The following is a 23,337-nucleotide window of genomic DNA, read 5'->3' on the forward strand; positions in this document are numbered from 1 at the left end:
GTCCACTCCGCGGGTTCCATCCCGGTCGGAGCGGTATCGGGTGATGCGCCTCACCTGCTGCGATGCGGAATGGAATGGTCGCGGCGCGGGGTCTAGTCTTGTTCCACACCCCACCCACCCGCGTGCCGGCGGAGTCGGCCACGCGGAGAATGATCGAACCGGAAGAGGCGATCGACGCCGTGCCCGAGTCCTCGCACGACAGCTCCCACCCAGACTTCGGCCCCAACGCGTGGCTGGTCGAAGAGAAGCGCGAGCAGTACGAGTCCGACCCTCGTCAGCTCGACGCGAGCTGGATCGCCTACTTCGAGGGTGACGGTGCCGCCGCGACGACCGCTCCCTCGGGCAACGGCACCTCCGCGCCCGCCGCCTCGAACGGCGCGTCCGCGAAGTCGGCGCCGTCCACCGCTGAGTCGACGCCCGCCCCCGCCCAGGCGTCGGCCCCGGTCGCCAAGGCCACCCCGGCCGAGCACCTGCCCGACAGCGCCGGGTCGCCCGAGACGACCTCCACCGACGCCCCGCGCGCGTCGGCCGAGCGCGCCGTCGCCGAGAGCGCGGCACAGGGCGGCAAGACACCGTCCGCCGCCAAGCCGTCGCCCGTCGAGCAGCCGGCCGCCAAGAGCGACAAGCCCGCCCCGGCGGCGCCCAAGAAGGCCGCCGCCACCAAGGCACCCGCCGAGGAGGAGGACGACCCCAACGCGGTCGAGAAGGTCAAGCTCCGCGGCGCCTCGGCGCGCACCGCGCAGAACATGGACGTCAGCCTCACGGTGCCCACCGCCACGAGCGTCCGCTCGGTGCCGGTCAAGCTGCTGATCGACAACCGCATCGTCATCAACAACCACCTCGCCCGCGCCCGCGGCGGCAAGGTCTCGTTCACCCACATCATCGGGTTCGCGATCGTCCGCGCGCTGCGCGAGCTGCCCGAGATGAACATCGGGTACGAGGAGGTCGACGGCAAGCCCACGATGCTGCGCCCGGCGCACGTCAACCTCGGGCTCGCGATCGACCTGCCCAAGCCCGACGGCACCCGCCAGCTGCTCGTGCCGTCGATCAAGCGCGCCGAGACGATGGACTTCGCCGGCTTCTGGAGCGCCTACGAGCAGATGGTCGTCAAGGCGCGCGAGGGCAAGCTCGGCGTCACCGACTTCCAGGGCACCACCGTCAGCCTCACCAACCCCGGCACCATCGGCACCAACCACTCGGTGCCGCGCCTGATGTCGGGCCAGGGCGCGATCGTCGGCGTCGGCTCGATGGACTACCCCTCGGAGTTCCAGGGCGCCTCGGAGCACACCATCGCGCAGATGGCCGTGTCGAAGATGATGACGCTGACCTCCACCTACGACCACCGCGTCATCCAGGGCGCGCTGTCGGGCGAGTTCCTCAAGCGCGTCCACGGGCTGCTGCTCGGCGAGGACGGCTTCTACGACGAGATCTTCGAGTCGCTGAAGATCCCCTACGGCCCCATCCGCTGGGCCCGCGACATCGCCGTCAACCACGACGACGAGGTGCACAAGCAGTCGCGCGTGCTCGAGCTGATCCACGCCTTCCGCGTGCGCGGCCACCTGATGGCCGACACCAACCCGCTCGACCACTCCCCCCGCACCCACCCCGACCTCGAGACCTCCAGCCACGACCTCACGCTGTGGGACCTCGAGCGCGAGTTCGCCACGGGCTCCTTCGGCGGCGGTCGCCGGTTCATGAAGCTGCGCGAGATCCTCGGGATCCTGCGCGACTCGTACTCGCGCACCATCGGCGTCGAGTACATGCACATGCAGGACCCCGCCGAGCGCGAGTGGCTGCAGGAGCGCGTCGAGCAGAAGCACACCAAGCCGCCCCGCGAGGAGCAGCTGCGCATCCTGCACAAGCTGAACCAGGCCGAGGCGTTCGAGTCGTTCCTGCAGACCAAGTTCGTCGGGCAGAAGCGCTTCAGCCTCGAGGGCGGCGAGACCACCATCCCGCTGCTCGACGAGATCTGCGAGGCCGCCGCGTCCGCCGGGCTCGACGAGGTCTGCATCGGCATGGCCCACCGCGGCCGCCTGAACGTCCTGGTCAACATCGCCGGCAAGAACCCCGGCCAGGTGTTCCGCGAGTTCGAGGGCAACATCGACCCCCGCACCATCCAGGGCTCGGGCGACGTCAAGTACCACCTGGGCGTCGAGGGCGAGTTCACCTCGGGCAGCGGCGACAAGCTCAAGGTGTCGGTGGCGGCCAACCCGTCGCACCTCGAGACCGTCGACCCCGTGCTCGAGGGCATCGCCCGCGCCAAGCAGGACATCCTCGACCGCGGCGACGAGTTCCCCGTCCTCCCCGTGCTCGTGCACGGTGACGCGGCCTTCGCCGGGCAGGGCGTCGTGGCCGAGACGCTCAACCTCTCGCAGCTGCGCGGCTACCGCACCGGCGGCACCATCCACGTCATCGTCAACAACCAGGTCGGGTTCACCACGTCGCCGTCGGCCTCGCGGTCGTCCACGTACTGCACCGACGTCGCGCGGATGATCCAGGCGCCGATCTTCCACGTCAACGGCGACGACCCCGAGGCTTGCATCCGCATCGCGCGCCTCGCCTACGAGTACCGCGAGCAGTTCAACAAGGACGTCGTCATCGACCTCGTCTGCTACCGCCGCCGCGGCCACAACGAGGGCGACGACCCCAGCTTCACCCAGCCGCTGATGTACGACGTCATCGAGACCAAGCGCTCGGTGCGCAAGCTGTACACCGAGGCGCTCGTCGGTCGTGGCGACATCACGATGGAGGAGGCCGAGGGCGCGCTCAAGGACTACCAGGCGCAGCTGCAGCGGGTCTTCGAGGACGCCGACACCGCCAAGCAGCCGGTGTACCAGACCATCCCGGACTACCCCGAGAAGCCGCACGACGAGCTGTCGACGGCGATCACGCCCGAGGTGCTCAAGGCCGTCTCGGACTCGTACACGAACATCCCCGACGGGTTCGCGGTGCACCCCAAGGTGCTGCCGCAGCTGCAGCGTCGCGCGCAGTCCATCACCGCCGGCCCGATCGACTGGGGCACCGGCGAGATCCTCGCGCTGGGCTCGCTCGTGCTAGACGGCCGCCCGGTGCGGTTCGCCGGCCAGGACTCGCGTCGCGGCACGTTCTCGCAGCGGTTCGCCACCGTCATCGACCGGCACGACGGCAAGGAGTGGACGCCGCTGACCAACGTCAGCCAGGACCAGGCGCCGTTCCACATCTACGACTCGCTGCTCAGCGAGTACGCCGCGCTCGGCTTCGAGTACGGGTACTCGGTGGCCCGCCCCGAGGCGCTCGTGCTCTGGGAGGCCCAGTTCGGCGACTTCGTCAACGGTGCCCAGTCGATCATCGACGAGTACATCTCGGCCGGTGAGGGCAAGTGGAACCAGAAGTCCGGCGTCGTGCTGCTGCTGCCGCACGGCTACGAGGGTCAGGGCCCCGACCACTCGTCGGCCCGCATCGAGCGCTTCCTGACCCTCGCCGCGGACGACCAGATGACGATCGCCCAGCCGTCGACGCCCGCGTCGCACTTCCACCTGCTGCGCCGTCAGGCCCTGCAGACCGAGCACCGTCCGCTGATCGTGTTCACGCCCAAGCAGCTGCTGCGCCTCAAGGCGGCGGTCTCGCAGCCCGACGACTTCACCCACGGCGAGTTCCGTCCGGTGATCGGCGACGACACGGTCGATCCCACCGAGGTCGAGCGCGTGCTGCTGTGCAGCGGCCGGATCACCTACGACCTGCTCGCCGAGCGCGCCAAGGTCGAGGAGGGCTCCTCGCGCACCGCGATCGTGCGGCTCGAGCAGCTCTACCCGCACCCGGTGGAGGAGCTCAAGGCCGAGCTGGGGCGCTACACCAACGCCCGCGAGGTCCGCTGGGTTCAGGACGAGCCGGCGAACCAGGGCCCCTGGCCCCACCTGGCGCTGAACGTGCTCCCGGTGGTCGGCGACCTGCCGTTCTCGCGCGTCTCGCGCGACGCCTCGGCCGCCCCGTCGGTCGGGCAGCACAAGCGTCACGTGGAGGAGAACAAGTCGTTGATGCAGCAGGCGTTCGACTGACGTGTACTTCACCGACCGCGGCATCGAGGAGCTGGCCGCCAGGCGGGGCGAGGAGGACGTCAGCCTCGCCTGGGTGGCCGAGCGGCTCACCGAGTTCGTCGACCTGAACCCCGAGTTCGAGGTGCCCGTCGAGCGGCTGGCCACCTGGCTCGCGCGGCTCGACGACGACCTCGACGACGACTGACCCTGCGCGCATGAGGTGGGACCAGCCGCCGGTGCTGCGGGTGGAACCCGACCCCGATCCCGAGCCGGGGAACGACCTCGGCCACGACGAGTGGCCGCGCACCGTGCCGGCCGTGGCCCAGCTGCTCGAGGACGGGCTCGACCTGCCGCCGGGCGTCACGTTCCTGGTGGGCGAGAACGGCTCGGGCAAGTCGACGATCGTCGAGGCCGTCGCCGAGCTGTACGGGCTGTCACCCGAGGGCGGCACGACGTTCGGGCGCCACACCACCCGGCGGTCCGAGTCGCGGCTGCCGGGTGCGCTGCGGATGCGCCGGGGCCTCGGAGCCGGGAGGTGGGGATTCTTCCTGCGCGCCGAGACGATGCACGGCTGGTACACCTTCCTCGAGGAGAACCCGGGACGAGGCGACCCGGTGTTCCACGAGATGAGCCACGGCGAGTCGTTCCTGGCGGTGCTGGAGCACCGCTTCGACTCCCCGGGCTTCTACTGCCTCGACGAGCCCGAGGCGGCACTGTCGTTCTCCTCCACGCTGCGGCTGATGAGCACGCTTGACCGGCTCGTCGGAGACGGCGGCCAGGTGCTGTGCGCGACGCACTCCCCCGTCCTCGCCTCGCTCCCCGGTGCCCGGGTCGTGGAGGTCGGGCCGTGGGGCCTGCGCGAGTCGACCTGGGAGGACCTCGACCTCGTCGCCCACTGGCGCGCGTTCCTCGACTCCCCCGACCGCTACCTCCGTCACCTCCTCGCCGACGACTGACGGCGGGTGAGCCGCACCTCGTCGACACCGAAGTCGGGGTCGTGCTTGCGGGTGCCGTCGGGGACGAAGCGGTGGCGCGCGTAGAACGACGCGGCGCGGGCGTTGCCGTCGAACATCCAGAGATACGCGGGCGCGTCGCCGATCGCGCGGTGGAGCAGACGTGTCGCGACGCCGGCGCCGTGCCAGGCGGCGCGGACGTAGATCGCGTACAGCTCGAGCGCGACCTCGACGTCGTCGTCACGCCCCGGACCGGCGGCCGCGAAGCCGACCACCTCGTCGCCCCAGGTGGCGAGCCACCGCGGCGGGTCCTGCGTGGCGAACGCACGCCAGCGCTCGATCCGCGTCGCGAGGTCACCGGTGCGGCGGGCCAGCACGTCGGCGTCGACGAGTCCCGCGTACGCCTCGCGCCAGCACGCGACGTGGCAGGCGGCCGCCGCCTCCGCGTCGTCCGCCGTCGCCGTCCTGATCACCGGCTCGCTCACCCCCCGAGCATCGCCGAGATACGGGTTCTGCACCACGATCGACGCTTCGGTGGTGCAGAACCCGTATCTCGACCACGGGTGGCGGGGCGGTCAGCGGGTGAGGACGACCTTGCCGAAGACGTCACCGGCGGCGACGGCGGCGAAGCCGTCGCGGGCGTCGTCCATCGCGATGGTGCGGTCGATGAGCGGACGGACGCCGGAGACGTCGAGCAGCTGGACCAGCTCGGCGAGCTCGGTGCGGGTGCCCATGGTGGAGCCCTGGATCCGCAGCTGGAGGAAGAAGATCCGGGTCAGCTCGGCGTGCGACGGCGCGTCGCCCGAGGTCGCGCCGACGATGACGACGGTGCCGCCGGGCTTGAGCGACTTGATCGAGTGCGACCAGGTGGCCGCGCCGACCGTCTCCATCACGGCGTCGACGCGGTACGGCATGCGCGCACCGGCCTCGAAGACCTCGTGCGCCCCGATCTCCAGCGCCTTGGCCCGCTTGGCCTCGTCACGGCTGGTGGCGAAGACCCGGATTCCCGCGGCCCGCGCGAGCATGATGCAGGCGGTGGCCACGCCGCCGCCCGCACCCTGCACGAGCACGGTGTCGCCGGGCTTGAGGCCCGACTGGGTGAACAGCATCCGGTAGGCGGTGAGCCACGCCGTCGGCAGGCACGCGGCCTCCTCGAAGGACAGACCCGCCGGCTTGGGGACGACGTTCCCCCGGGGCACCGCGACCTTGTCGGCCATCGTGCCCTGGTAGCGCTCGGAGAGCAGCGACCGCTTGGGGTCGTGCGTCTCGTCACCGGACCAGGACGGGTCGCTGATCACCGCGTGCACGACGACCTCGTTGCCGTCCTCGTCGATGCCCGCGGCGTCGCAGCCGAGGATCATCGGGAGCGACTCGTCGCGCAGGCCCACGCCACGCAGCGACCAGACGTCGTGGTGGTTGATCGAGGCGGCCCTGACCTGGACGGTGGTCCAGCCCGGGGGCACCTCGGGGTCGGGACGATCGCCCAGCACGAGGCCGGACAGCGGGTCGTCGGTGGAGAAGGACTCGGCGTAGACGGCGAACATGGCCCGACCCTACCGACGGGTCACGTCGCGCACCCGTCGGGCACGGCCGCTCACATCCTGCTCGCGGCCGACTTGATCGCGTCGCGGATGCGCGCGTACGTGCCGCAGCGGCAGACGTTCTCGATCGCGTCGATGTCCTCGTCGGTGGGGTCCGACGTGCGTCGCAGCAGGTCGACGGCGGCCATGATCTGGCCGGGCTGGCAGTAGCCGCACTGCGCCACGTCCATCTCCAGCCACGCCTCCTGGACGGGGTGCAGGTCGTCGCCGTCGGCGAGTCCCTCGATGGTGGTGACCTCGCGGCCCTCCACCTCCGAGACCGGCGTGACGCACGGGTTGAACTTCTTGCCGTCGAGGTGGCTCGTGCAGGCCTTGCAGACGTCGATGCCGCAGCCGTACTTGGGGCCCTTGACGCCCAGCTTGTCGCGCAGCACCCAGAGGGTCGACAGGTCGTCGGGGGCCTCGACGGTGACCTGCTCGCCGTTGACGGTGAAGGTGTGGTTCGGCATGTCAGTGCTCCTCACTGGGCCGGGAACGGCTCGAAGTCGACCGGGAAGTTGATCGGGAAGGTGCGCGGGACGGTGCCCGTCGCACGCGCGTAGGCGTTGGCGATCGCCCCGACGGCGGCGGGCAGGCCGAGCTCGCCGGCTCCCCCGGGTTCCTCGGAGGAGTCCATGACGAAGACCTTCACGTCGTTCGGGTAGTCGGCCTGACGCGTGTAGTGGAACTGCGAGTACGAGCCCTCGAGCGGCAGCCCGTCCTCGATGTGGAGCCCGGCGCGCAGCGTGGTGCCGACGGCGTCCGACAGCCCGCCGAGCAGCTGGGCCTCGAGGCCGCGGGGGTTCAGGGCGAAGCCGACGTCGGCCGCGATCGTCGCCCGGGTGACCTTGGGCGCCTTCGGGTCGCGCGCGTCGATCTCGACCAGGCACGCCGTGCACGACTTGTACTCGTCGTGGAACGCGATGCCCTGGGCGAACCCGGCGGGCATCGTCCTGCCCCACTCGCCCTCCTTGGCCACCTTGTCGAGGACGGCCACCTGGTTCGGCTTGCTCAGGAAGCTGCGACGGAACTGGTACGGGTCCTTGCCCATGGCCTTGGCGAGCTCGTCGACGACGATCTCCTCCGAGCCGCGGGTGTTGGCCGAGTACACCGACCGGAACGACCCGGTGTGCATCCGCAGCGGCACCTCGTTGAGCAGGTTCGTCACGGCGCCGAACTTGTACGGGGTGTGCACGGTCGTCAGGAACACCGTCTGCGCGAAGCTGACGTTGCCACCGACGGGCAGCTGCGACGCGACCCCGGTGAGGATCTCGCCGAGCCCGTGACGGAAGTCGGTCTCGACCGACGCGACGCGCTGCTCCCACGTCAGCACCTTGCCCAGGCCGTAGGTGGCGCGGACCTTGTGGTGCGACGCCGCGCGCGCACGTCCGTGGCGCATGTCGTCGATGCGCGTCCACATCAGGCGGACGGGGCGGCCGAACGCCTTGGAGGCGCGAGCGGCCTCCAGTGCGGCGTCGAAGAACAGCCGGCGCCCGAACGAGCCCCCGCCCTGCAGGACGTGGACGGTCACCTCGTCCTGCGGCAGCCCGAGCTCGGACGCGATGGTCTGCTGCGCGATCACGGGCGACTTCAGGCCGGCCCAGATCGTCGCGCGGTCCTTGCGGACGTCGGCGATGGCCGAGTTGGGCTCGAGCGGGGCGTGGCTGGCGAAGTGGAAGTCGAACTCGCCGCCCACGTTCTTGACGCCGATGGGGAGCCTGGGCACGGTGAACGGCAGCGTGGCCTTGTGCAGCTTGGCGAAGATGTCGGCGTCCGACAGGTCGTCGACGGTGCCCTTGCCCCACTGCCCCTTCAGGGCCTGCTTGGCGTCGAGCGCCTGGCCGAAGGTCTCGGCCATGATGGCGACGCCGGTCTCGATGATCTTCGCGTCGATCACGCCGGGCATCGCCTTGATCTCGGCCTCGTTGAACGACTGCGGGGTGCCGTTGATCGTCGGCGGACGCGCCACCATCACCGGCATCGCGCCCTCGACCGCCAGGTCGGTCGCGTACTCCAGCGTCCCCGTGACGGCCTTGCGGGCGTCCACGCGGTTGGTGGCCTTGCCGACCAGGGCGTAGTCCTTGACGTCCTTGGGCGCGGCCTTGAGGTTGGGCAGGCCGAGCGCCGCGGCGGCGTTGGTCAGCGTGCCGATGCCGGCCTCGAGCCCACGCGGGCCGATCAGGCTGCCGTCCTTGGTCGACACGTCCTCGACGGCGACCTTCCACTGCTGCGCCGCCGCGGTGCGCAGGCGCGCACGGGCCGAGGCGCAGGCGTTGCGGACGGGGTCGAACAGGCTCCGCACGGTGTTCGAGCCGCCGGTCAGCTGGTTCATCAGCAGCTCGGGGCGGGCGTCGGACAGCTCCACGACGACGTCCGACATCGGGACGTCCATCTCCTCGGCCACGAGCATGCTGAACGTGGTCGTGATGCCCTGCCCGACCTCCGAGCGCGGCAGCTCCAGGCGGACGGTGCCGTCCTCGCGCACCTCCAGCAGCAGCAGGCCCGACGTGGGCAGGCCGGCCAGGATCAGGGCGTCCCCGAGGTCGAGGATCTCCGCGGGCTGCGGGACGACGGCGGCGGAGGCCGGGGCGGACCCCGGCGAGCTCGGGCCGGCGGCGGCGTCGGCACCGAGGACGGTGACGGTGAGCGTGGGTGCGGCGACCAGGTAGGCCAGGAAGCGCCGGCGGCCGAGGCCGTCCGGTGCGTCCTCCAGCCGGTCGACGCCGTGCTCGGACGTGGCGGTCATGGGTCTCCTCTCGTCTCGCCCCGAGGCGGGCGACGGTGGTCCCTCGACCTATTGACTACCCGTCAACGACGCGTGACGAAACCTGTATTTCCGTGACGTTAACGTTCGTTAATTGGGTGCAGACGCACCTGCGCCCCTCGACCGGGGTCGAGGGGCGCAGGTGCGTGAGGTACCGCGGAGCCGTCGGCTACCGGCGGGCGACGCCGTCCGCACGGGCCGCGGCGGACACGGCGGCCGAGACCGCCGCCGCGACCCGGTCGTCGAACGGGGAGGGGATGACGTAGGCGGCCTCGAGGTCGTCGCCCACCAGGTCGGCGAGCGCCAGGGCGGCGGCGACCTTCATGCCCTCGGTGATCCGCGACGCGCGGACGTCGATGGCCCCCCGGAAGATGCCGGGGAAGGCGAGCACGTTGTTGATCTGGTTGGGGTAGTCCGAGCGTCCGGTGGCGACGACGGCCGCGTGCTGGCGGGCGACGTCGGGGTGCACCTCGGGGGTGGGGTTGGCGAGCGCGAAGATCATCGCCCGGTCGGCCATCTGCGCCACGGCCTCGCCGGGCACCGAGCCGCCGGAGACGCCGATGAAGGCGTCCGCGCCGACGAGCGCGTCGGCCAGCTGGCCGGTCGCCGCGGCGTGGGTGGTGTCGGCGGCGATGCCGGCCTTGACGGAGGTCAGGTCATCCCGGCCACCGTGGATGACGCCCTTGGAGTCGCACACCGCGACGTGCCTCACGCCGGCCTGCAGCAGGATCCTGGTGACCGCGACGCCCGCCGCGCCCGCGCCCGAGATCACCACCTTGGTGTCCTCCATCGTCCGGCCGGTGAGGCGGACGGCGTTGATCAACGCGGCGAGCACCACGACGGCGGTGCCGTGCTGGTCGTCGTGGAACACCGGGACGTCGAGCAGCTCCTGCAACCGCTGCTCGATCTCGAAGCAGCGGGGTGCGGAGATGTCCTCGAGGTTGACGCCGCCGAAGCTCGGCGCCATCCGCACGACCGTCTCGATGATCTCCTCGGTGTCGGTGGTGGCCAGGCAGATCGGGATGGCGTCGACGCCGCCGAACTGCTTGAACAGCACGGCCTTGCCCTCCATCACGGGCATGGCCGCGGTCGGCCCGATGTCGCCGAGCCCCAGCACCGCGGTGCCGTCGGTGACCACCGCGACCGTGTTGGGGATCCAGGTGTACTCCTGGGCGAGCTCGGGGTCGGCGGCGATCGCCTCGCACACCCGGGCGACGCCGGGCGTGTAGGCCAGCGAGAGGTCGTCGGCACCGGTCAGCGGCACGGTGCTCGCGACCTCCATCTTGCCGCCCACGTGCAGCGCGAAGGCGGGGTCGTCGACCAGGGGACGAGTGTCGTCGGCGAGGGACATGGGTGGGACCTCCGGTCGTCGCGACGAGGACGACGCCTCGGCGACTGTCGTGTGACCGCGGTGGACGCGGCGAGGGGCGGGATCCGGCGACGCGAGCGCGTGCGGACCGTGCGGGGCTGCCGATCAGGCCGCCGGACGCAGGACGTGGGGGTCTCCCGCGGTCAGTGTGGCACAGCCGACGAGCCCCGCGACCGGCCGGATCCCTGCCGTGACGGGCGTCACGACCGGCGTGGCCCGACGTGGTCGAACGCGCCTCCCGCACGGCGGGGCACGTCGTTAGAGTGTGCGAGCACGACCGGACCGGACCCCGCCGAAGGGACCCAGTGACCCAGCACGACGACCACGCCCGAGGGCGTCCCGAGGTCGAGCTGAGCGTGCCCGCGGACGGCGTCCACCTCTCGCTCCTGCGCACCGCCGCCGCCGCCCTCGCCGCGCGTCTGGACTTCACCCTCGACGACATCGAGGACCTGCGGATGGCCGTCGACGAGGCCGGCGCCCTCCTGCTGCAGCAGGCCACCGCCGACGCGATGCTGACGTTCGCGTTCTTCCTCGACGGCCGCCGGCTGGTGCTGCGGTGCGAGGTGCCCACCGAGACGCCGCGCCCGCCGCGCCCGGAGGGCTTCGCCTGGATGGTCCTCACCGCGCTCGCCAGCTCGGTCGACGTCGCGCTCACCACCGCCGACGGCCGGAGCGGCCTGTCGCTGGTGCTCACCCACCCACGCGAGCAGGACGAGCGGTCGTGACCGGGCCGTCCCACGAGCCGGCGCACCGCGCCGATCCCGAGGAGGGGCTCGGCGACGACGTCAAGGTGCGCACCCAGGCCGCGTTCGCCGAGCTCGCCGGCGACGACGACGACGCCCGCGTCGAGGCGCGCTCCCGTCTGGTGTCCCTGCACCTGCCGCTCGTCGAGCACCTGGCCAAGCGGTTCCGCAACCGCGGCGAGCCCCTCGACGACCTCGTGCAGGTGGGCACCATCGGCCTGCTCAAGGCCATCGACCGGTTCGAGTCCGACCGCGGGGTCGAGTTCTCCACCTACGCCACCCCGACGGTCGTGGGCGAGATCAAGCGGCACTTCCGCGACAAGGGCTGGAGCATCCGGGTGCCCCGGCGGCTGCAGGAGATGCGCATCTCGCTCGCCGGGGCCACCGCCGAGCTGAACCAGCAGCTCGGCCGCTCCCCCACGGTCACCGAGATCGCCGAGCGCCTCGGGGTGAGCGAGGAGACCGTCCTCGAGGGCCTGGAGTCGGCCAACGCCTACTCCACGCTCTCCCTCGACGCGCCCGACGCCCGCTCGGGCGAGGGCGGCTCCATGGCCGACGTGCTCGGCGAGGACGACGCGGCGCTGCAGCACGTGGAGTACCGCGAGTCGCTCAAGCCCCTGCTGGCGGCCCTGGAGCCGCGCGACCGGCAGATCCTCATGCTGCGGTTCTTCGGGCAGATGACGCAGTCGCAGATCGCGCAGGAGATCGGGATGTCGCAGATGCACGTCTCGCGGCTGCTGTCGCGGACGCTCGCGAAGCTGCGCGAGGGCCTCGGCGACGAGCTCTGACCTGGCTCAGACCGTGTGGGGGTCGGGCGGGTCGGCCGCCTCGAACGCCCGCAGCACCGGCCGGTTGAGCAGGCACCCGAGCACCACCACGGCGGCCACCACCAGGAACGGCGCCAGCGGGGTGCCGGTGCCGCGCAGGTTCCAGGCCAGGCCGAGCTGGATCAGCTGGGTGAACAGCACCGGTCCCCGCGACCACGAGCGCAGGCGCAGCAGCCCCCACGCGGCGACGAGCTGTCCACCCCCGTAGACGACGAAGAACAACGACGTGCCGATGCCGAGCGCGAGCCGGCCGGACGACACCGAGGCGAGGTCGAGGGCCGCGAACGTCAGCAGGGCGAGGGCCTCGGCCGCGACCACGACCGCGGCGAGCACGACGGCGGCTCGGGCGCCCGTGCCGGGTCCCGGCTGCTCCTGCGGCGTGTCCACGCGCCGAGCGTACGTCCCGGACCACCGTCCGCCCCGTACGGGTCTACCCCAGATGTGACAGATTCGACAACGGCAACTCCCTTGTGCAAGGGAGGGTTTGTTGCGACGATCGACTCAGCTTGAACAGAGCGCTCCTCGTCGTGCCCCGACACGACGTCCGGCCCCGTCCCACCCGTCAGCAGATGACGGTCAGATGACGGTCGAGGCGGTGGTGATCTGTTCGACATGAGGTCGAGACCCGCCGGTCACGACCTACCCAGTCAAGAAGGAGGCAAGGCCGTGGATTGGCGTCACCGCTCTGCGTGTCTCGAAGAGGATCCAGAGCTGTTCTTCCCGATCGGCAACACCGGCCCCGCGATCGCCCAGATCGAGGAGGCCAAGGTGGTCTGCCGACGCTGTGACGTCCGCGAGCTCTGCCTGGAGTGGGCCCTGGAGTCCGGTCAGGACCACGGTGTCTGGGGCGGTCTCAGCGAGGACGAGCGTCGCGCGCTGAAGCGCCGCAACGCCCGTGCCCGCGTCCGCACCGCCTGAGCAGCACCCACAGGACCCTGACGGTCCCGCACCCCTCGGGGTGCGGGGCCGTCGTCGTTCTCGGGCCGGCTAGGCGAGGGGCAGGGCGACCTCGACGCGGGTACCGGCACCGTCGGGTCCCCGGCCCGGGCCGAAGGCGAGGGTGCCGCCCAGCTCGGTCTCGACCAGCACCCCCACGATCGAGACGCCGAGACCGGCGCTCTCGCGGGGGTCGACGTCGGCGGGGATGCCGACGCCGTCGTCGACGACGGTGAGCACCAGCCGTCCGGGGGTCCGCTCGACCTCGAGCACCACCTCGCCCGGGCCGTCGGCGAACGCGTGCTCGGCGGCGTTCTGGATCAGCTCGGTGAGCACCATCGCCAGGGGGGTGGCCACCTCGGCGGGGAGCACGCCGAAGGTCCCGCGACGGGTGGTGGTCACCCGCGACGAGGACGACGACACCTCGGCGACCGTCAGACGCAGGCGGTCGGCGATCTCGTCGAACTCCACGGTCTCGTCGAGCTTGCGGCTGAGCGTCTCGTGGACGAGGGCGATCGAGCCGACCCGGCGCTCGGCCTCCTCGAGCGCCTGTCGTCCCTGGGGCGAGTCGAGCCGCCGCGCCTGCAGCCGCAGCAGGGCGGCGACCGTCTGCAGGTTGTTCTTCACCCGGTGGTGGATCTCGCGGATGGTCGCCTCGCGGCTCATCAGCTCGCGCTCGCTGCGGCGCAGCTCGGTGACGTCGCGCAGCAGCACGAGCGCTCCGCTGCGCTCGCCGTCGGCCCGCAGGGGCACCGACCGGAGCAGCAGCGACGCCCCGCGGTTCTCCAGCTCGGCCTCGGCCGGGGCGCGTCCGGCGACGACCGCCGACAGCGCGACGTCGGTGGCGCGCGCCGAGGTGGGCACCAGCGTCTCGGTGGTGCCGGCCAGGGGCTGGCCCACCAGGTCGCCGGTCAGGCCGAGCCGCCGGTACGCCGACATCGCGTTGGGGCTCGCGTACGAGACGGTGCCGTCGGCGTCGGTGCGCACGAACCCGTCACCCACCCGCAACGAGCGGCTCGGCGCCGACGGCTCCCCCGGCGTCGGGAACTCGCCGCGGCTGATCATGGTCGCGAGCTCGCCCGCCGTCTGCAGGTAGGCCAGCTCGAGGCGGCTGGGGGTGCGCACGCCGAGCAGGTTGGTGCTGCGTGCGATCACCGCGATGACGCGGTCGCCCCGGCGCACCGGGATGGCCTCGACCCGCACCGGCACGTGGTCGAGCCACTCGGGGTCGCCCTCGCGGATCACCCGGCCCTCGGCCAGGGCCGCGTCGACCATCGGACGGCGACCGGCCGGCACGAAGTCGCCGACGAGGTCGTCGACGAGCGCCGTCGGACCCGTCGTCGGACGCATCTGCGCCCCGGCCCAGAAGCCGCGTCCCTCGGCGTCGGGGAGCCAGAGCAGCAGGTCGGCGAACGACAGGTCGGCGATGATCTGCCAGTCGGCGATGAGCAGGTGGAGCCACTCGACGTCCAGCGGCTCGAGACGGGTCTGGTGGTGGGCGACGTCGTCCAGCGAGGGCACGGCCACAGCCTAGGCCCGTCCAGATGGGCGTCCCGCTCCCGCGGGTCGGCGTGCGACGATGGGGCCGTGTCGGAGTCGTACTGGCAGTCGGTGGTCAGCGCCGGCATGCACGTCCCCGCCGACCGCCCCCTCGACGAGTCCACGATGGAGCTCGTCGAGATGCTGGGCAGCCCCAACCCCCGTCTGCGCGACGACCTCGCGTACCCGCTGCTGGCCACCTGGATCTCGCAGGGCGAGTACGACCACGTCCTCACCGGGCTCGGCAACGGCATCGCGCCCGGGCTGCGCACCGGCCTCGGCGGCGACGGCGACGTGTCGGTGCTGCGGCGCTCGTTCAGCGCGCTGCTGCTGGCCGAGATCGTCTCCCGCGACAACAACGAGGCGCTCGTCCCGCCCGACACCGTGATGTCGTGGGGCGACCTCGCCACGTCCTGGTACGTCCGCGAGCGCGACCTGCGGGGCTGGATCCCCGGGCAGGGCCGCGCGCTGGCCGTCGCCCACGGGGCCGACCTGCTGGGTGCGCTCGCGCGATCACGGCACTTCAAGCGGCTCGAGCTGACCGTGCTGCTCGACGTCACCGCCGACCGCCTGCTGACCCCCACCACGCACGCCTGGCGCCACGGCGAGGAGGACCGTCTCGCGTACGCGACGATGGCCGTCCTGCAGCGCGGCGAACTGGCGTTCGGCGTGCTCGAGCCGTGGCTCGCCCGCGTCGCCGAGGGCACCCGCCCGCCGCGCACGCGCGGCTCGGTCGTCGGCGAGTGGCCCACCGTCAGCGCCCACAACACCTCGGCCTACCTGCGCTCGCTGCACATCCAGCTCGCGCTCGGCGTGCAGGGTCGCCCCGGCCAGCGCGACGACGCCGACCTGTTCCGCGGCCGTCCGCCGCACCGCTCGGACCTGCTGCTGGTCGTGCTCGACGCGATCCGCGCAGAGAGTCCCTGGTTGTTCCAATCGTCCACCGGAAGGCGTACGTTCCCCTCAGCGACCTGAGCCTCGGGGGCGACGTCGCCTGTCCACTGACTCACCGCCGGAGGTCTCGACGTGCCGTCCCGCACGCCCGTGTACGTCGCCGGGATCGCGCTCGCGGTCCCCGTCGTGCTGCCGTTGCTCGTGTTCACCTACGCCCGCAGGGGTCCGGAGCTCGCGGGCATCCCGTTCTTCTACTGGTACCAGTTCCTGCTGGTGCTGGTGTCGGTGGTCGGCACCTCGATCGCGTTCCGCATGGTGCGCGTCGACGAGCGCCGCCGCCGCGAGATCGAGGGGCCGCCCGTCGGGCGCAAGGACCAGGAGCCCCGCGCATGACCGGCGACGGGCTCGACGGCGTGGCGCTGGCCGTCTTCCTGTTCTTCTTCATCCTCGTCACCGTGATGGGCTTCCTGGCCTCGAGGTGGCGCAAGGTGGCCAAGCTCGACAACCTCGACGAGTGGGGCCTGGGCGGCCGCAGCTTCGGCACGTTCGTCGCGTGGTTCCTCATCGGCGGCGACATCTACACCGCCTACACGTTCATCGCGGTGCCGGCCACGCTCTACGCGGGCTCGGTGACGGGCTTCTTCGCGGTGCCGTACACGATCATCCTGTACCCGATCATCTTCATCTTCCTGCCGCGTCTGTGGTCGGTCTCGCACCGCCACCGCTACGTGACACCGGCCGACTTCGTCCAGGGCCGCTGGGACTCCAAGGCCCTGACGCTCGCCGTCGCGTTCACCGGCCTGCTCGCGACGATGCCCTACATCGCGCTGCAGCTGGTGGGCATCCAGGCGGTGCTGGACGTCATCGGCATCGGCACCGACAGCGACAACTGGCTGATCAAGGACATCCCGCTGTTCGTCGCGTTCCTGGTGCTCGCGCTCTACACCTACTCCTCGGGCCTGCGGGCACCGGCGCTGATCGCGTTCGTCAAGGACTCGCTGATCTACGTCGTCATCATCGCCGCGGTGATCTACCTGCCCACGCAGCTCGGCGGCTGGGGCGAGATCTTCAACGCCGCGGAGCGCTCGTTCAACGAGTTCAACTCCACCAACTCCGACGCGATCGCCTCGGGCGACGCCACCGCTCGTGGGCTGATCCCCCAGGGCCCCGCGCACTGGGCGTACGCGTCGCTGACGCTCGGCTCGGCGCTCGCGCTGTTCATGTACCCGCACTCGATCACCGCGGTGCTGTCGACCAAGAACCGCAACATCATCCGGCGCAACGCGTCGCTGCTCCCGGCGTACTCGTTCCTGCTCGGCCTGCTGGCGCTCCTCGGCCTCGCGGCCGTCGCGGCGGGCGTCCAGACCGACAACGCGCAGCTCGCGATCCCGCAGCTGTTCGAGAACGAGTTCCCGGGCTGGTTCGCGGGCCTGGCCTTCGCCGCGATCGCGATCGGCGCGTTCGTGCCCGCCGCGATCATGTCGATCGCCGCGGCCAACCTGTGGACCCGCAACATCTACAAGACCTACATCCGGCCCGACTGCACGCCGGCCGACGAGGCTCGCCAGAGCAAGCTCGCGAGCCTGCTGGTCAAGTTCGGCGCGCTGGTGTTCGTCCTCGCGCTGCCCAACGAGTTCGCGATCAACCTCCAGCTGCTGGGTGGCATCTGGATCCTGCAGACGCTGCCGGCGATCGTCATCGGCCTGTACACGCGGTGGTTCCACCGCTACGCGCTCCTGGCCGGCTGGGCCGTCGGGTTCCTGTGGGGCACCTACGCCGCCTACGCGCAGCCGTCCGTCGGCGATCCCGGCTCGCACTTCGGCGGTTCCGTGGCGCCGCTCAAGGTGTTCGGCATGCAGCTGAGCGACAACCCGGTGTACTTCGGCATCACGGCCCTGGTGCTCAACCTGGTGGTCGCCACCCTCCTCACGCTGGTCCTGCGGTCGGCCAACGTGCCGCGCGGCACCGACGAGACCGAGTCGGGCGACTACCGCGCGGACGCCGGCGACGAGGGCGTCGTCGAGAGCCTGGAGGGCGACCTGCCGCCGCGCGACGCGTCGGCGGCGGCGGAGGGCACTACCGGTCGGTAGGGTCGGGTCCATGACCGACGCACCCGAGACCGCCGACGCGAACGAGCCGACCGGACGGGAGGGGCACGGCGGCGAGCTGGCCCTCGACGTCGCCCGGGCGCACGGCGTCCGGACGATGTTCACGCTCTCGGGCGCGCACGTGTTCCCGCTGTACGACGCCGCCGTCAAGGACGAGCCGACCACCCGGCTGGTCGACGTGCGGCACGAGCCGTCGGCGGTGTTCGCGGCCGAGGCCACCGGCAAGCTCACCCGCACGCCCGGCCTCGCGGTGCTGACCGCGGGTCCCGGCGTCACCAACGGCGTCAGCCCGGTGGCGCAGGCGCACTTCGCTGGCTCGCCGCTGGTGGTGATCGGCGGCCGCGCGCCCACCAACCGCTGGGGCACCGGCAGCCTGCAGGAGCTCGACCACCCCCCGATCTTCGCGACGATCTCCAAGCACGCCACCACCGCGATGCGCACCGACGAGATCGCGCCGACGATGCAGCAGGCCTTCGACCTCGCGGGCTCCTCGCACCGCGGCCCGGTGTTCGTCGACGTCCCGATGGACCAGATCTTCGACCGCGCCACGAGCACGGTGACCGACCCCGGCCCATCGGTCGCGCCCCTCGAGCCCGACGCCGACGACCTCGCCGCCGTCGCGCACCTGCTCGCGGGCGCCGAGCGTCCCGTCCTCGTGCTCGGCACCGACGTCTGGTCCGACCACGCCGAGGAGGCGGCGCTGCGCTTCGTCACCGAGACCGGCGTGCCCGTCATCGCCAACGGCATGGGACGCGGCGTCGTCCCCGGCGGGCACCCGCAGCTGGTCACCAAGGCCCGCTCCGTGGCGTTCGGCCGGTGCGACCTCGCGGTCGTCGTCGGCACGCCGCTGGACTTCCGGCTCGGCTACGGCGTCTTCGGCGGCAAGGAGGGCGCCCCGCAGGCCCAGGTGGTGCACCTGGCCGACTCCCCCGGCCAGGTCTCGACACACGCCGTCACCGCCGCCACCGCGTCGGGCGACCTCACCCGCGTGCTCGACGGGGTCCTCGCGGCGCTCCAGTCGGCGTCCGGCAGCCGTCCGGACTGGTCGGGTTGGCTGTCGACGCTGCAGGACCAGGTCGCGTCGGCCATCGAGCGCGACTCGGCGCTGCTCACCGCCGAGGCCGATCCGGTGCACCCCGCCCGCATCTACGGCGAGCTGCTCCCCCGGCTCGCGGACGACGCCGTCGTGATCGGCGACGGCGGCGACTTCGTGTCGTTCGCCGGCAAGTTCGTCGAGCCGCAGCGTCCCGGCGGTTGGCTCGACCCCGGCCCCTACGGCTGCCTGGGTGCCGGTCTCGGCGCGGCGATGGCCGCCCGCATCGCGCGCCCGTCGAGCCAGGTCGTGCTGCTGCTCGGCGACGGCGCCGCCGGCATGTCGCTCGTCGACGTCGACACGCTCGTGCGCCACGACCTCCCCGTCGTGATGATCGTGGGCAACAACGGCGCGTGGGGCCTGGAGAAGGGCCCGATGCAGATGCTCTACGGCTACGACGTGGCCGCCGACCTCACCCCCGGCACCCGCTACGACCAGGTGGTCACCGCGCTGGGCGGCGGTGGCGAGACCGTCACCGACCCGCGCCAGATCGGGCCGGCGCTCGACCGCGCGTTCGCCTCGGGCGTCCCGTACCTGGTCAACGTCATCACCGACGTCGAGGCCGCCTACCCGCGCAGCACCACCGGCATCTGATGCTCGAGGTCCGGCTCGCGCACCCGTCCGAGCCCGAGACGGCAGGGGCGCTCACCGCGTCGGTCTACGCCGTCGAGGGGTACCTGACGCGACCCGACGGCTCGCCGGACGAGCACTACCGCGGCGAGCTCGCCGACGGACGTCGCCGCGAGCGCGACGCCGAGCTGGTCGTGGCGGTCGACGACGGCGAGCTGGTCGGCACCGTCACCTGGTGCCCGCCGGGGTCGCCCATGCGCGAGGTGGCCACCACGGACCGGCAGGGCGAGGTGCGGATGCTGGCGGTCGCGCGGTCGGCCCGCGGTCGCGGCGTCGCGCGGGCGCTCGTCACCTGGTGCCTGGACCGCGCCGACGAGCAGGGGCTCGACGAGGTCGTGCTGTGCTCGCTGCAGGAGATGACCGCGGCCCACGCGCTCTACACCGGGTTCGGGTTCCGCCGCGACCCCGTGCTGGACTGGGCGCCGATGCCCGGCGTCGACCTGATCGGCTTCCGGCGCGACGTCCACCTCCAGGGAGCCCCATGAGCATCACCGCCGGCCAGAGCGCCAGCGTCGACCACGTCGTCACCGACGACGACACCGCCCTCGCGCTCGGCAGCGGCGACCTCCCCGTGCTGGGCACGCCGCGCCTGGTCGCCTGGTGCGAGGAGGCGACGTGCGCGGCCATCGCGACCGAGGTCGACGGCGCGTCGTCGTCGGTGGGCACCCGCGTCGACGTCGAGCACGTCGCGGCCAGCGCCGTCGGCACCACCGTGACCGCGACCGCCGCCGTCACCGACGTCGACGGACGCCTGGTCTCGTTCGAGGTCGTCGCCCGCGACGACGCCGGCCAGGTGGTCGCCCACGGCCGCGTCCGCCGCGTCGTCGTCCGTCGCGAGCCCTTCCTCGCCCGCCTCACCCGCCCCTGACCTCCCACCCGGCCCACGCCCGGCCCCTCTCTCGCGTCGAGGTCCGAGTTGCTCAACGCATCGAGTCGCGGTGCGTCGCACCACTCGGACGTCGACGGGCGAGACGAGCACGCGACGGCCTCGCGAGGGCGTGTGGGACGATGGGGGCGTACGTCCCCGACCGCGGGGAGACACCCCGACGAGGAGGACCCATGGGCAAGACCGGTCGCAAGCGTCGTGCGCGTCGCAAGAAGAACGCGAACCACGGCAAGCGCCCCAACGCGTGAACCACCCGGCACCACCGGTGCCGGACGACGAAGGCCCCCGCAGCACGTGCTGCGGGGGCCTTCGTCGTGGTGGGCGGTGTCAGTCGCGCGGCGGCTCAGGATCGGCCGACGAGAAGCCGGACTCGGTCCAGCTGTGCTCGGTGTAGGTGTGCTCGGAGATCTCGACGCGGACGGTGCGGATCGACGTCAGCACACGGTCGCGCAGCGGCGCCGGGGCGCTCTCGGTGCACGAGCGGGCGACGAGGTTCTTCACCATCCGCTCGAGGTCGAACGCCGTGAGGCAGGGCTCGCAGTCGGCGATGTGGGCGTGGATCTCGTCCCAGCTGGCCTCGTCGAGCTCGCGGTCGATGAACAGGTACAGCGAGTCGAGGGCGCGGACGCAGTCGGGGCCGTGGTCGCTCATGCGCTCTCCCCCGCCCCGGTGACGGCCATGCCGCGGTCGCGGGCGTAGTCCGACAGCATCTCGCGGAGCTGGCGGCGTCCACGGTGCAGGCGCGACATCACGGTGCCGATGGGGGTGCCCATGATCTGGGCGATCTCCTTGTACGGGAAGCCCTCGACGTCGGCGAGGTAGACCGCGTACCGGAAGTCCTCGGGCAGCTTCTGCAGCGCGTCCTTGACGTCGCTGTCGGGGAGGTGCTCGAGCGCCTCCATCTCGGCGGACTTCAGGCCCGACGAGGTGTGCGACTCCGCCGCGGCCAGCTGCCAGTCCTCGACCTGCTCGGTCATCGACTGCTGCGGCTGGCGCTGCTTCTTGCGGTAGGAGTTGATGTACGTGTTCGTGAGGATGCGGTACAGCCAGGCCTTGAGGTTGGTGCCGGGCTTGAACTGGTGGAACGCGCTGTACGCCTTGGCGAACGTCTCCTGGACGAGGTCCTCGGCATCGGCGGGGCTGCGCGTCATCCGCAGACCGGCGGAGTAGAGCTGGTCGAGGAAGGGAAGGGCGTCGCGCTCGAAGCGCAGCGCACGGTCCTCGGGCGTCTCGGTGGCGACGTCGATCTCGACGTCGGCGGGCGTGTCGAGGGCCGCCGTGGCGGTCGAGTCAGTGGGTTCGGTCATCGCGCTCAAGCGTACTCCCGCACCCTCGTGGCGACATGTCGGCGCGGATCTGACGGTCTGCAGCACGGTCGTCGCTCCTCTCCGGGGCTGGTGTGGTGTGTCACCAGGCAGAACCGGGGAGCGGCGCCCTTTGTTCCGTCGACGTCGGGGGCGGCTCAGCGCCGCGGCGGGGTGACCCGGGCGACGAAGGCCGCGGCCTTCTCGACGAGCAGGTCGAGCACCGCGGACTGGTCGAGCGGGTCGCTGCGTCGCACCTTGAACCCGTGGTCGGCGCCCTCGATGGCGTCGACGCCGAGACCGACGGGCATCTCGACCGGTGCGCCGAACGGGTCGCGTCCCCCTTGCAGGACGCGCAGCGGCAGCCCCGTGTCGAGCTCGTCGGCGCGGCTCTTCTCGGGCTTGCCCGGAGGGTGCAGCGGGAACGCCAGGGCGAGGACGCCGACGGCACCGACGCGACGACCCGTGCGGCACGCGACGCGGGCGCCCGCGCTGCGTCCGCCCGCGACCAGCGGCACGCGGGGGCGGGTGCGGTCGAGCATCGCGACGAAGCACTCGTCGAGGACGGCGGGCGCGGGGGCGATGCCCCGACCGGCACCCACCCAGGGCATCTCGACCAGGACCACCGTGACGTCGTGGTGCACCAGCCCGGTGGCGAGCGCGGCGAGGTCGCGGGCGTCGATGCCGCCGCCGGCCCCGTGGGTGAGCGCCAGGTTGGCGCGCGGGCGGGGCGAGCGGTGCGTGACCAGTCGTCCGGGGCCGTGCGGGGTGGGCACGGTCCGGACCTCGGGTGCGGCCACCTCAGCCGGCCTCGAGGACGTCGGCCGGCACGTCGCTGAGCGGGATCGGGTCGACGAGCTCGGGGCCCTCGTTGCGGACGTTGTTGACCGCCCGCGAGACGGGGAACGCCTCGAGCCGCCCGGGGGCGGCGGGCACCAGCATCGAGGCGACGTCGTCGGTGTCGGTGACGCCGGGGTCGAGCCAGCGGGCGTGGTCGGACCGCTCGAGCAGCAGCGGCATGCGGTCGTGCAGGCGGCCGATGTCGTCCTCGGCCGTGGTGGTGAGGATGGTGAACGACCACAGCCACGGGTCGTCGTCGTCGGACGCCGACGGGTCGCGCCACAGCTCGTACAGGCCGGCCATCGCGAGCACGCCGCCGTCGGACGGGCGGATGAAGAACGGCTGCTTGACCGGCTTGCCCTTGGCGTCGCGCGCGGAGCTGGCGTACCACTCGTAGTAGCCGTCGGCGGGGACGAGGGCGCGCCGCGACGCGAAGGCCTTGCGGAACGAGGGCTTCTCGGCGGCCGTCTCGAGGCGGGCGTTGATCATCCTGTTGCCGATCGAGGGGTCCTTGGCCCAGCTGGGCACCAGCCCCCAGCGGGCGAGCTGCAGGCGACGCACGGGCGCGGCGTCGGGCTCGCCGCGCGGCGCCCGGGCGAGCACCACCGGGACGTGCTTGGTGGGCGCGACGTTGTAGTCGACCGCGACCGGTGGGACCCAGGCGGAGGGGTCGACGTCGAACTCGTCGACGAGGTCGTCACCCGCCCGGCTGCTGGCGTACCTCCCGCACATGGCAGCAGCCTCCCACACGCGTCCGACAGCCACGGGCAGCGTCGGCGCACCCCCTCCCACCGGGGTGCAGCGACGGACTCATGGTGCCCGCCGCGAGCCGTCCGCGTGGGCGAACGACCGCAGATG

At 72.1% G+C, this 23,337-nt stretch carries 24 protein-coding genes; 13 read left to right on the forward strand and 11 right to left on the reverse strand.

Annotation, left to right across the window (positions count from 1 at the left end; genetic code table 11):
* Positions 1 to 149 precede the first annotated feature (149 nt).
* The 3 genes from ACI6PP_RS04860 to ACI6PP_RS04870 are packed head-to-tail and all read left to right on the forward strand — an operon-like array spanning position 150 to position 4,969.
* Positions 150 to 4,034: a multifunctional oxoglutarate decarboxylase/oxoglutarate dehydrogenase thiamine pyrophosphate-binding subunit/dihydrolipoyllysine-residue succinyltransferase subunit gene (locus tag ACI6PP_RS04860; RefSeq protein WP_421109590.1), complete on the forward strand. Its 3,885-nt coding sequence runs from the start codon at positions 150 to 152 to the stop codon at positions 4,032 to 4,034.
* Position 4,035: 1 nt separating this feature from the next.
* On the forward strand, positions 4,036 to 4,218 hold the full coding sequence (locus ACI6PP_RS04865) for a DUF6104 family protein (RefSeq protein WP_421109592.1): 183 nt from the start codon (positions 4,036 to 4,038) through the stop codon (positions 4,216 to 4,218).
* Between the two features lie 10 nt (positions 4,219 to 4,228).
* Positions 4,229 to 4,969 (forward strand): AAA family ATPase, encoded by a 741-nt coding sequence (locus ACI6PP_RS04870; RefSeq protein WP_421109594.1) that lies wholly within the window; start codon positions 4,229 to 4,231, stop codon positions 4,967 to 4,969.
* Here ACI6PP_RS04870 and ACI6PP_RS04875 read toward each other — a convergent pair.
* From ACI6PP_RS04875 to ACI6PP_RS04895, 5 genes are all read right to left on the reverse strand, one after another.
* On the reverse strand, positions 4,948 to 5,451 hold the full coding sequence (locus ACI6PP_RS04875) for a GNAT family N-acetyltransferase (RefSeq protein ID WP_421109595.1): 504 nt from the start codon (positions 5,449 to 5,451) through the stop codon (positions 4,948 to 4,950). The two genes, ACI6PP_RS04870 and ACI6PP_RS04875, sit on opposite strands and share 22 nt — an antisense overlap.
* A 90-nt stretch (positions 5,452 to 5,541) precedes the next feature.
* The gene (locus ACI6PP_RS04880; RefSeq protein ID WP_421109597.1) at positions 5,542 to 6,510 is read right to left on the reverse strand and encodes a zinc-binding dehydrogenase; all 969 of its coding nucleotides are present in this window, start codon (positions 6,508 to 6,510) and stop codon (positions 5,542 to 5,544) included.
* A gap of 50 nt (positions 6,511 to 6,560) precedes the next feature.
* Entirely contained in the window at positions 6,561 to 7,016 is a 456-nt protein-coding gene (locus ACI6PP_RS04885; RefSeq protein WP_421109599.1) for a (2Fe-2S)-binding protein, read from the reverse strand.
* 11 nt (positions 7,017 to 7,027) lie between these two features.
* Positions 7,028 to 9,292 (reverse strand): xanthine dehydrogenase family protein molybdopterin-binding subunit, encoded by a 2,265-nt coding sequence (locus tag ACI6PP_RS04890; RefSeq protein ID WP_421109601.1) that lies wholly within the window; start codon positions 9,290 to 9,292, stop codon positions 7,028 to 7,030.
* A gap of 187 nt (positions 9,293 to 9,479) precedes the next feature.
* Positions 9,480 to 10,661, reverse strand: coding sequence for an NAD(P)-dependent malic enzyme (locus ACI6PP_RS04895; protein WP_421109603.1), 1,182 nt, complete (start codon positions 10,659 to 10,661; stop codon positions 9,480 to 9,482).
* Positions 10,662 to 10,984: 323 nt separating this feature from the next.
* Here ACI6PP_RS04895 and ACI6PP_RS04900 point away from each other — a divergent pair, with 323 nt between their 5' ends.
* On the forward strand, positions 10,985 to 11,404 hold the full coding sequence (locus ACI6PP_RS04900; protein ID WP_421109605.1) for a hypothetical protein: 420 nt from the start codon (positions 10,985 to 10,987) through the stop codon (positions 11,402 to 11,404).
* Positions 11,401 to 12,210 (forward strand): RNA polymerase sigma factor SigF, encoded by an 810-nt coding sequence (locus ACI6PP_RS04905; RefSeq protein WP_421109607.1) that lies wholly within the window; start codon positions 11,401 to 11,403, stop codon positions 12,208 to 12,210. The genes ACI6PP_RS04900 and ACI6PP_RS04905 overlap by 4 nt, the downstream gene beginning before the upstream one ends.
* Before the next feature lie 6 nt (positions 12,211 to 12,216).
* Here ACI6PP_RS04905 and ACI6PP_RS04910 read toward each other — a convergent pair whose 3' ends face one another.
* The gene (locus ACI6PP_RS04910) at positions 12,217 to 12,636 is read right to left on the reverse strand and encodes a hypothetical protein (RefSeq protein WP_421109609.1); all 420 of its coding nucleotides are present in this window, start codon (positions 12,634 to 12,636) and stop codon (positions 12,217 to 12,219) included.
* A gap of 279 nt (positions 12,637 to 12,915) precedes the next feature.
* On the opposite strand from ACI6PP_RS04910, the gene ACI6PP_RS04915 reads away from it, so the two are divergent.
* Complete coding sequence (locus tag ACI6PP_RS04915; RefSeq protein WP_421109610.1) at positions 12,916 to 13,167, forward strand: WhiB family transcriptional regulator; 252 nt, start codon at positions 12,916 to 12,918, stop codon at positions 13,165 to 13,167.
* A gap of 69 nt (positions 13,168 to 13,236) precedes the next feature.
* Here the strand turns inward: ACI6PP_RS04915 and ACI6PP_RS04920 are convergent, their stop codons facing one another.
* Positions 13,237 to 14,706 carry a sensor histidine kinase gene (locus ACI6PP_RS04920; RefSeq protein WP_421109612.1) on the reverse strand — a complete coding sequence of 490 codons (1,470 nt, stop codon included), beginning with the start codon at positions 14,704 to 14,706 and terminating at the stop codon, positions 13,237 to 13,239.
* 66 nt (positions 14,707 to 14,772) lie between these two features.
* Between ACI6PP_RS04920 and ACI6PP_RS04925 the strand changes: the two genes are divergently transcribed.
* From ACI6PP_RS04925 to ACI6PP_RS04955, 7 genes are all read left to right on the forward strand, one after another.
* The gene (locus ACI6PP_RS04925; RefSeq protein ID WP_421109614.1) at positions 14,773 to 15,699 is read left to right on the forward strand and encodes a DUF2785 domain-containing protein; all 927 of its coding nucleotides are present in this window, start codon (positions 14,773 to 14,775) and stop codon (positions 15,697 to 15,699) included.
* A 51-nt stretch (positions 15,700 to 15,750) separates the two neighbouring features.
* Entirely contained in the window at positions 15,751 to 16,011 is a 261-nt protein-coding gene (locus ACI6PP_RS04930; RefSeq protein ID WP_421109616.1) for a DUF3311 domain-containing protein, read from the forward strand.
* Positions 16,008 to 17,708: a monocarboxylate uptake permease MctP gene (gene mctP / locus ACI6PP_RS04935; RefSeq protein ID WP_421109618.1), complete on the forward strand. Its 1,701-nt coding sequence runs from the start codon at positions 16,008 to 16,010 to the stop codon at positions 17,706 to 17,708. The genes ACI6PP_RS04930 and mctP overlap by 4 nt, the downstream gene beginning before the upstream one ends.
* A gap of 10 nt (positions 17,709 to 17,718) precedes the next feature.
* Complete coding sequence (locus ACI6PP_RS04940) at positions 17,719 to 19,413, forward strand: acetolactate synthase (protein ID WP_421109619.1); 1,695 nt, start codon at positions 17,719 to 17,721, stop codon at positions 19,411 to 19,413.
* Entirely contained in the window at positions 19,413 to 19,934 is a 522-nt protein-coding gene (locus ACI6PP_RS04945; protein ID WP_421109621.1) for a GNAT family N-acetyltransferase, read from the forward strand. The genes ACI6PP_RS04940 and ACI6PP_RS04945 overlap by 1 nt, the downstream gene beginning before the upstream one ends.
* Positions 19,931 to 20,317 carry a thioesterase family protein gene (locus tag ACI6PP_RS04950; protein ID WP_421109623.1) on the forward strand — a complete coding sequence of 129 codons (387 nt, stop codon included), beginning with the start codon at positions 19,931 to 19,933 and terminating at the stop codon, positions 20,315 to 20,317. Before ACI6PP_RS04945 ends, ACI6PP_RS04950 begins: the two co-directional genes overlap by 4 nt.
* 191 nt (positions 20,318 to 20,508) lie before the next feature.
* Positions 20,509 to 20,583, forward strand: coding sequence for a 50S ribosomal protein bL37 (locus ACI6PP_RS04955; RefSeq protein WP_373887156.1), 75 nt, complete (start codon positions 20,509 to 20,511; stop codon positions 20,581 to 20,583).
* A 79-nt stretch (positions 20,584 to 20,662) separates the two neighbouring features.
* On the opposite strand, the gene rsrA is transcribed toward ACI6PP_RS04955, so the two are convergent.
* From rsrA to ACI6PP_RS04975, 4 genes are all read right to left on the reverse strand, one after another.
* Positions 20,663 to 20,986, reverse strand: coding sequence for a mycothiol system anti-sigma-R factor (gene rsrA / locus ACI6PP_RS04960; protein WP_421109625.1), 324 nt, complete (start codon positions 20,984 to 20,986; stop codon positions 20,663 to 20,665).
* Entirely contained in the window at positions 20,983 to 21,642 is a 660-nt protein-coding gene (locus ACI6PP_RS04965) for a sigma-70 family RNA polymerase sigma factor (RefSeq protein WP_421109627.1), read from the reverse strand. Before ACI6PP_RS04965 ends, rsrA begins: the two co-directional genes overlap by 4 nt.
* Positions 21,643 to 21,797: 155 nt before the next feature.
* A complete protein-coding gene (locus tag ACI6PP_RS04970) occupies positions 21,798 to 22,415 on the reverse strand; it encodes an alpha/beta hydrolase family protein (RefSeq protein ID WP_421109629.1) in 618 nt (205 codons plus the stop codon).
* A 25-nt stretch (positions 22,416 to 22,440) separates the two neighbouring features.
* A complete protein-coding gene (locus ACI6PP_RS04975) occupies positions 22,441 to 23,211 on the reverse strand; it encodes an SOS response-associated peptidase (protein WP_421109630.1) in 771 nt (256 codons plus the stop codon).
* Positions 23,212 to 23,337 lie beyond the last annotated feature (126 nt).

Source organism: Solicola agrisoli (assembly GCF_049059935.1).
Taxonomy (GTDB): Bacteria; Actinomycetota; Actinomycetes; order Propionibacteriales; family Nocardioidaceae; genus JAURVT01.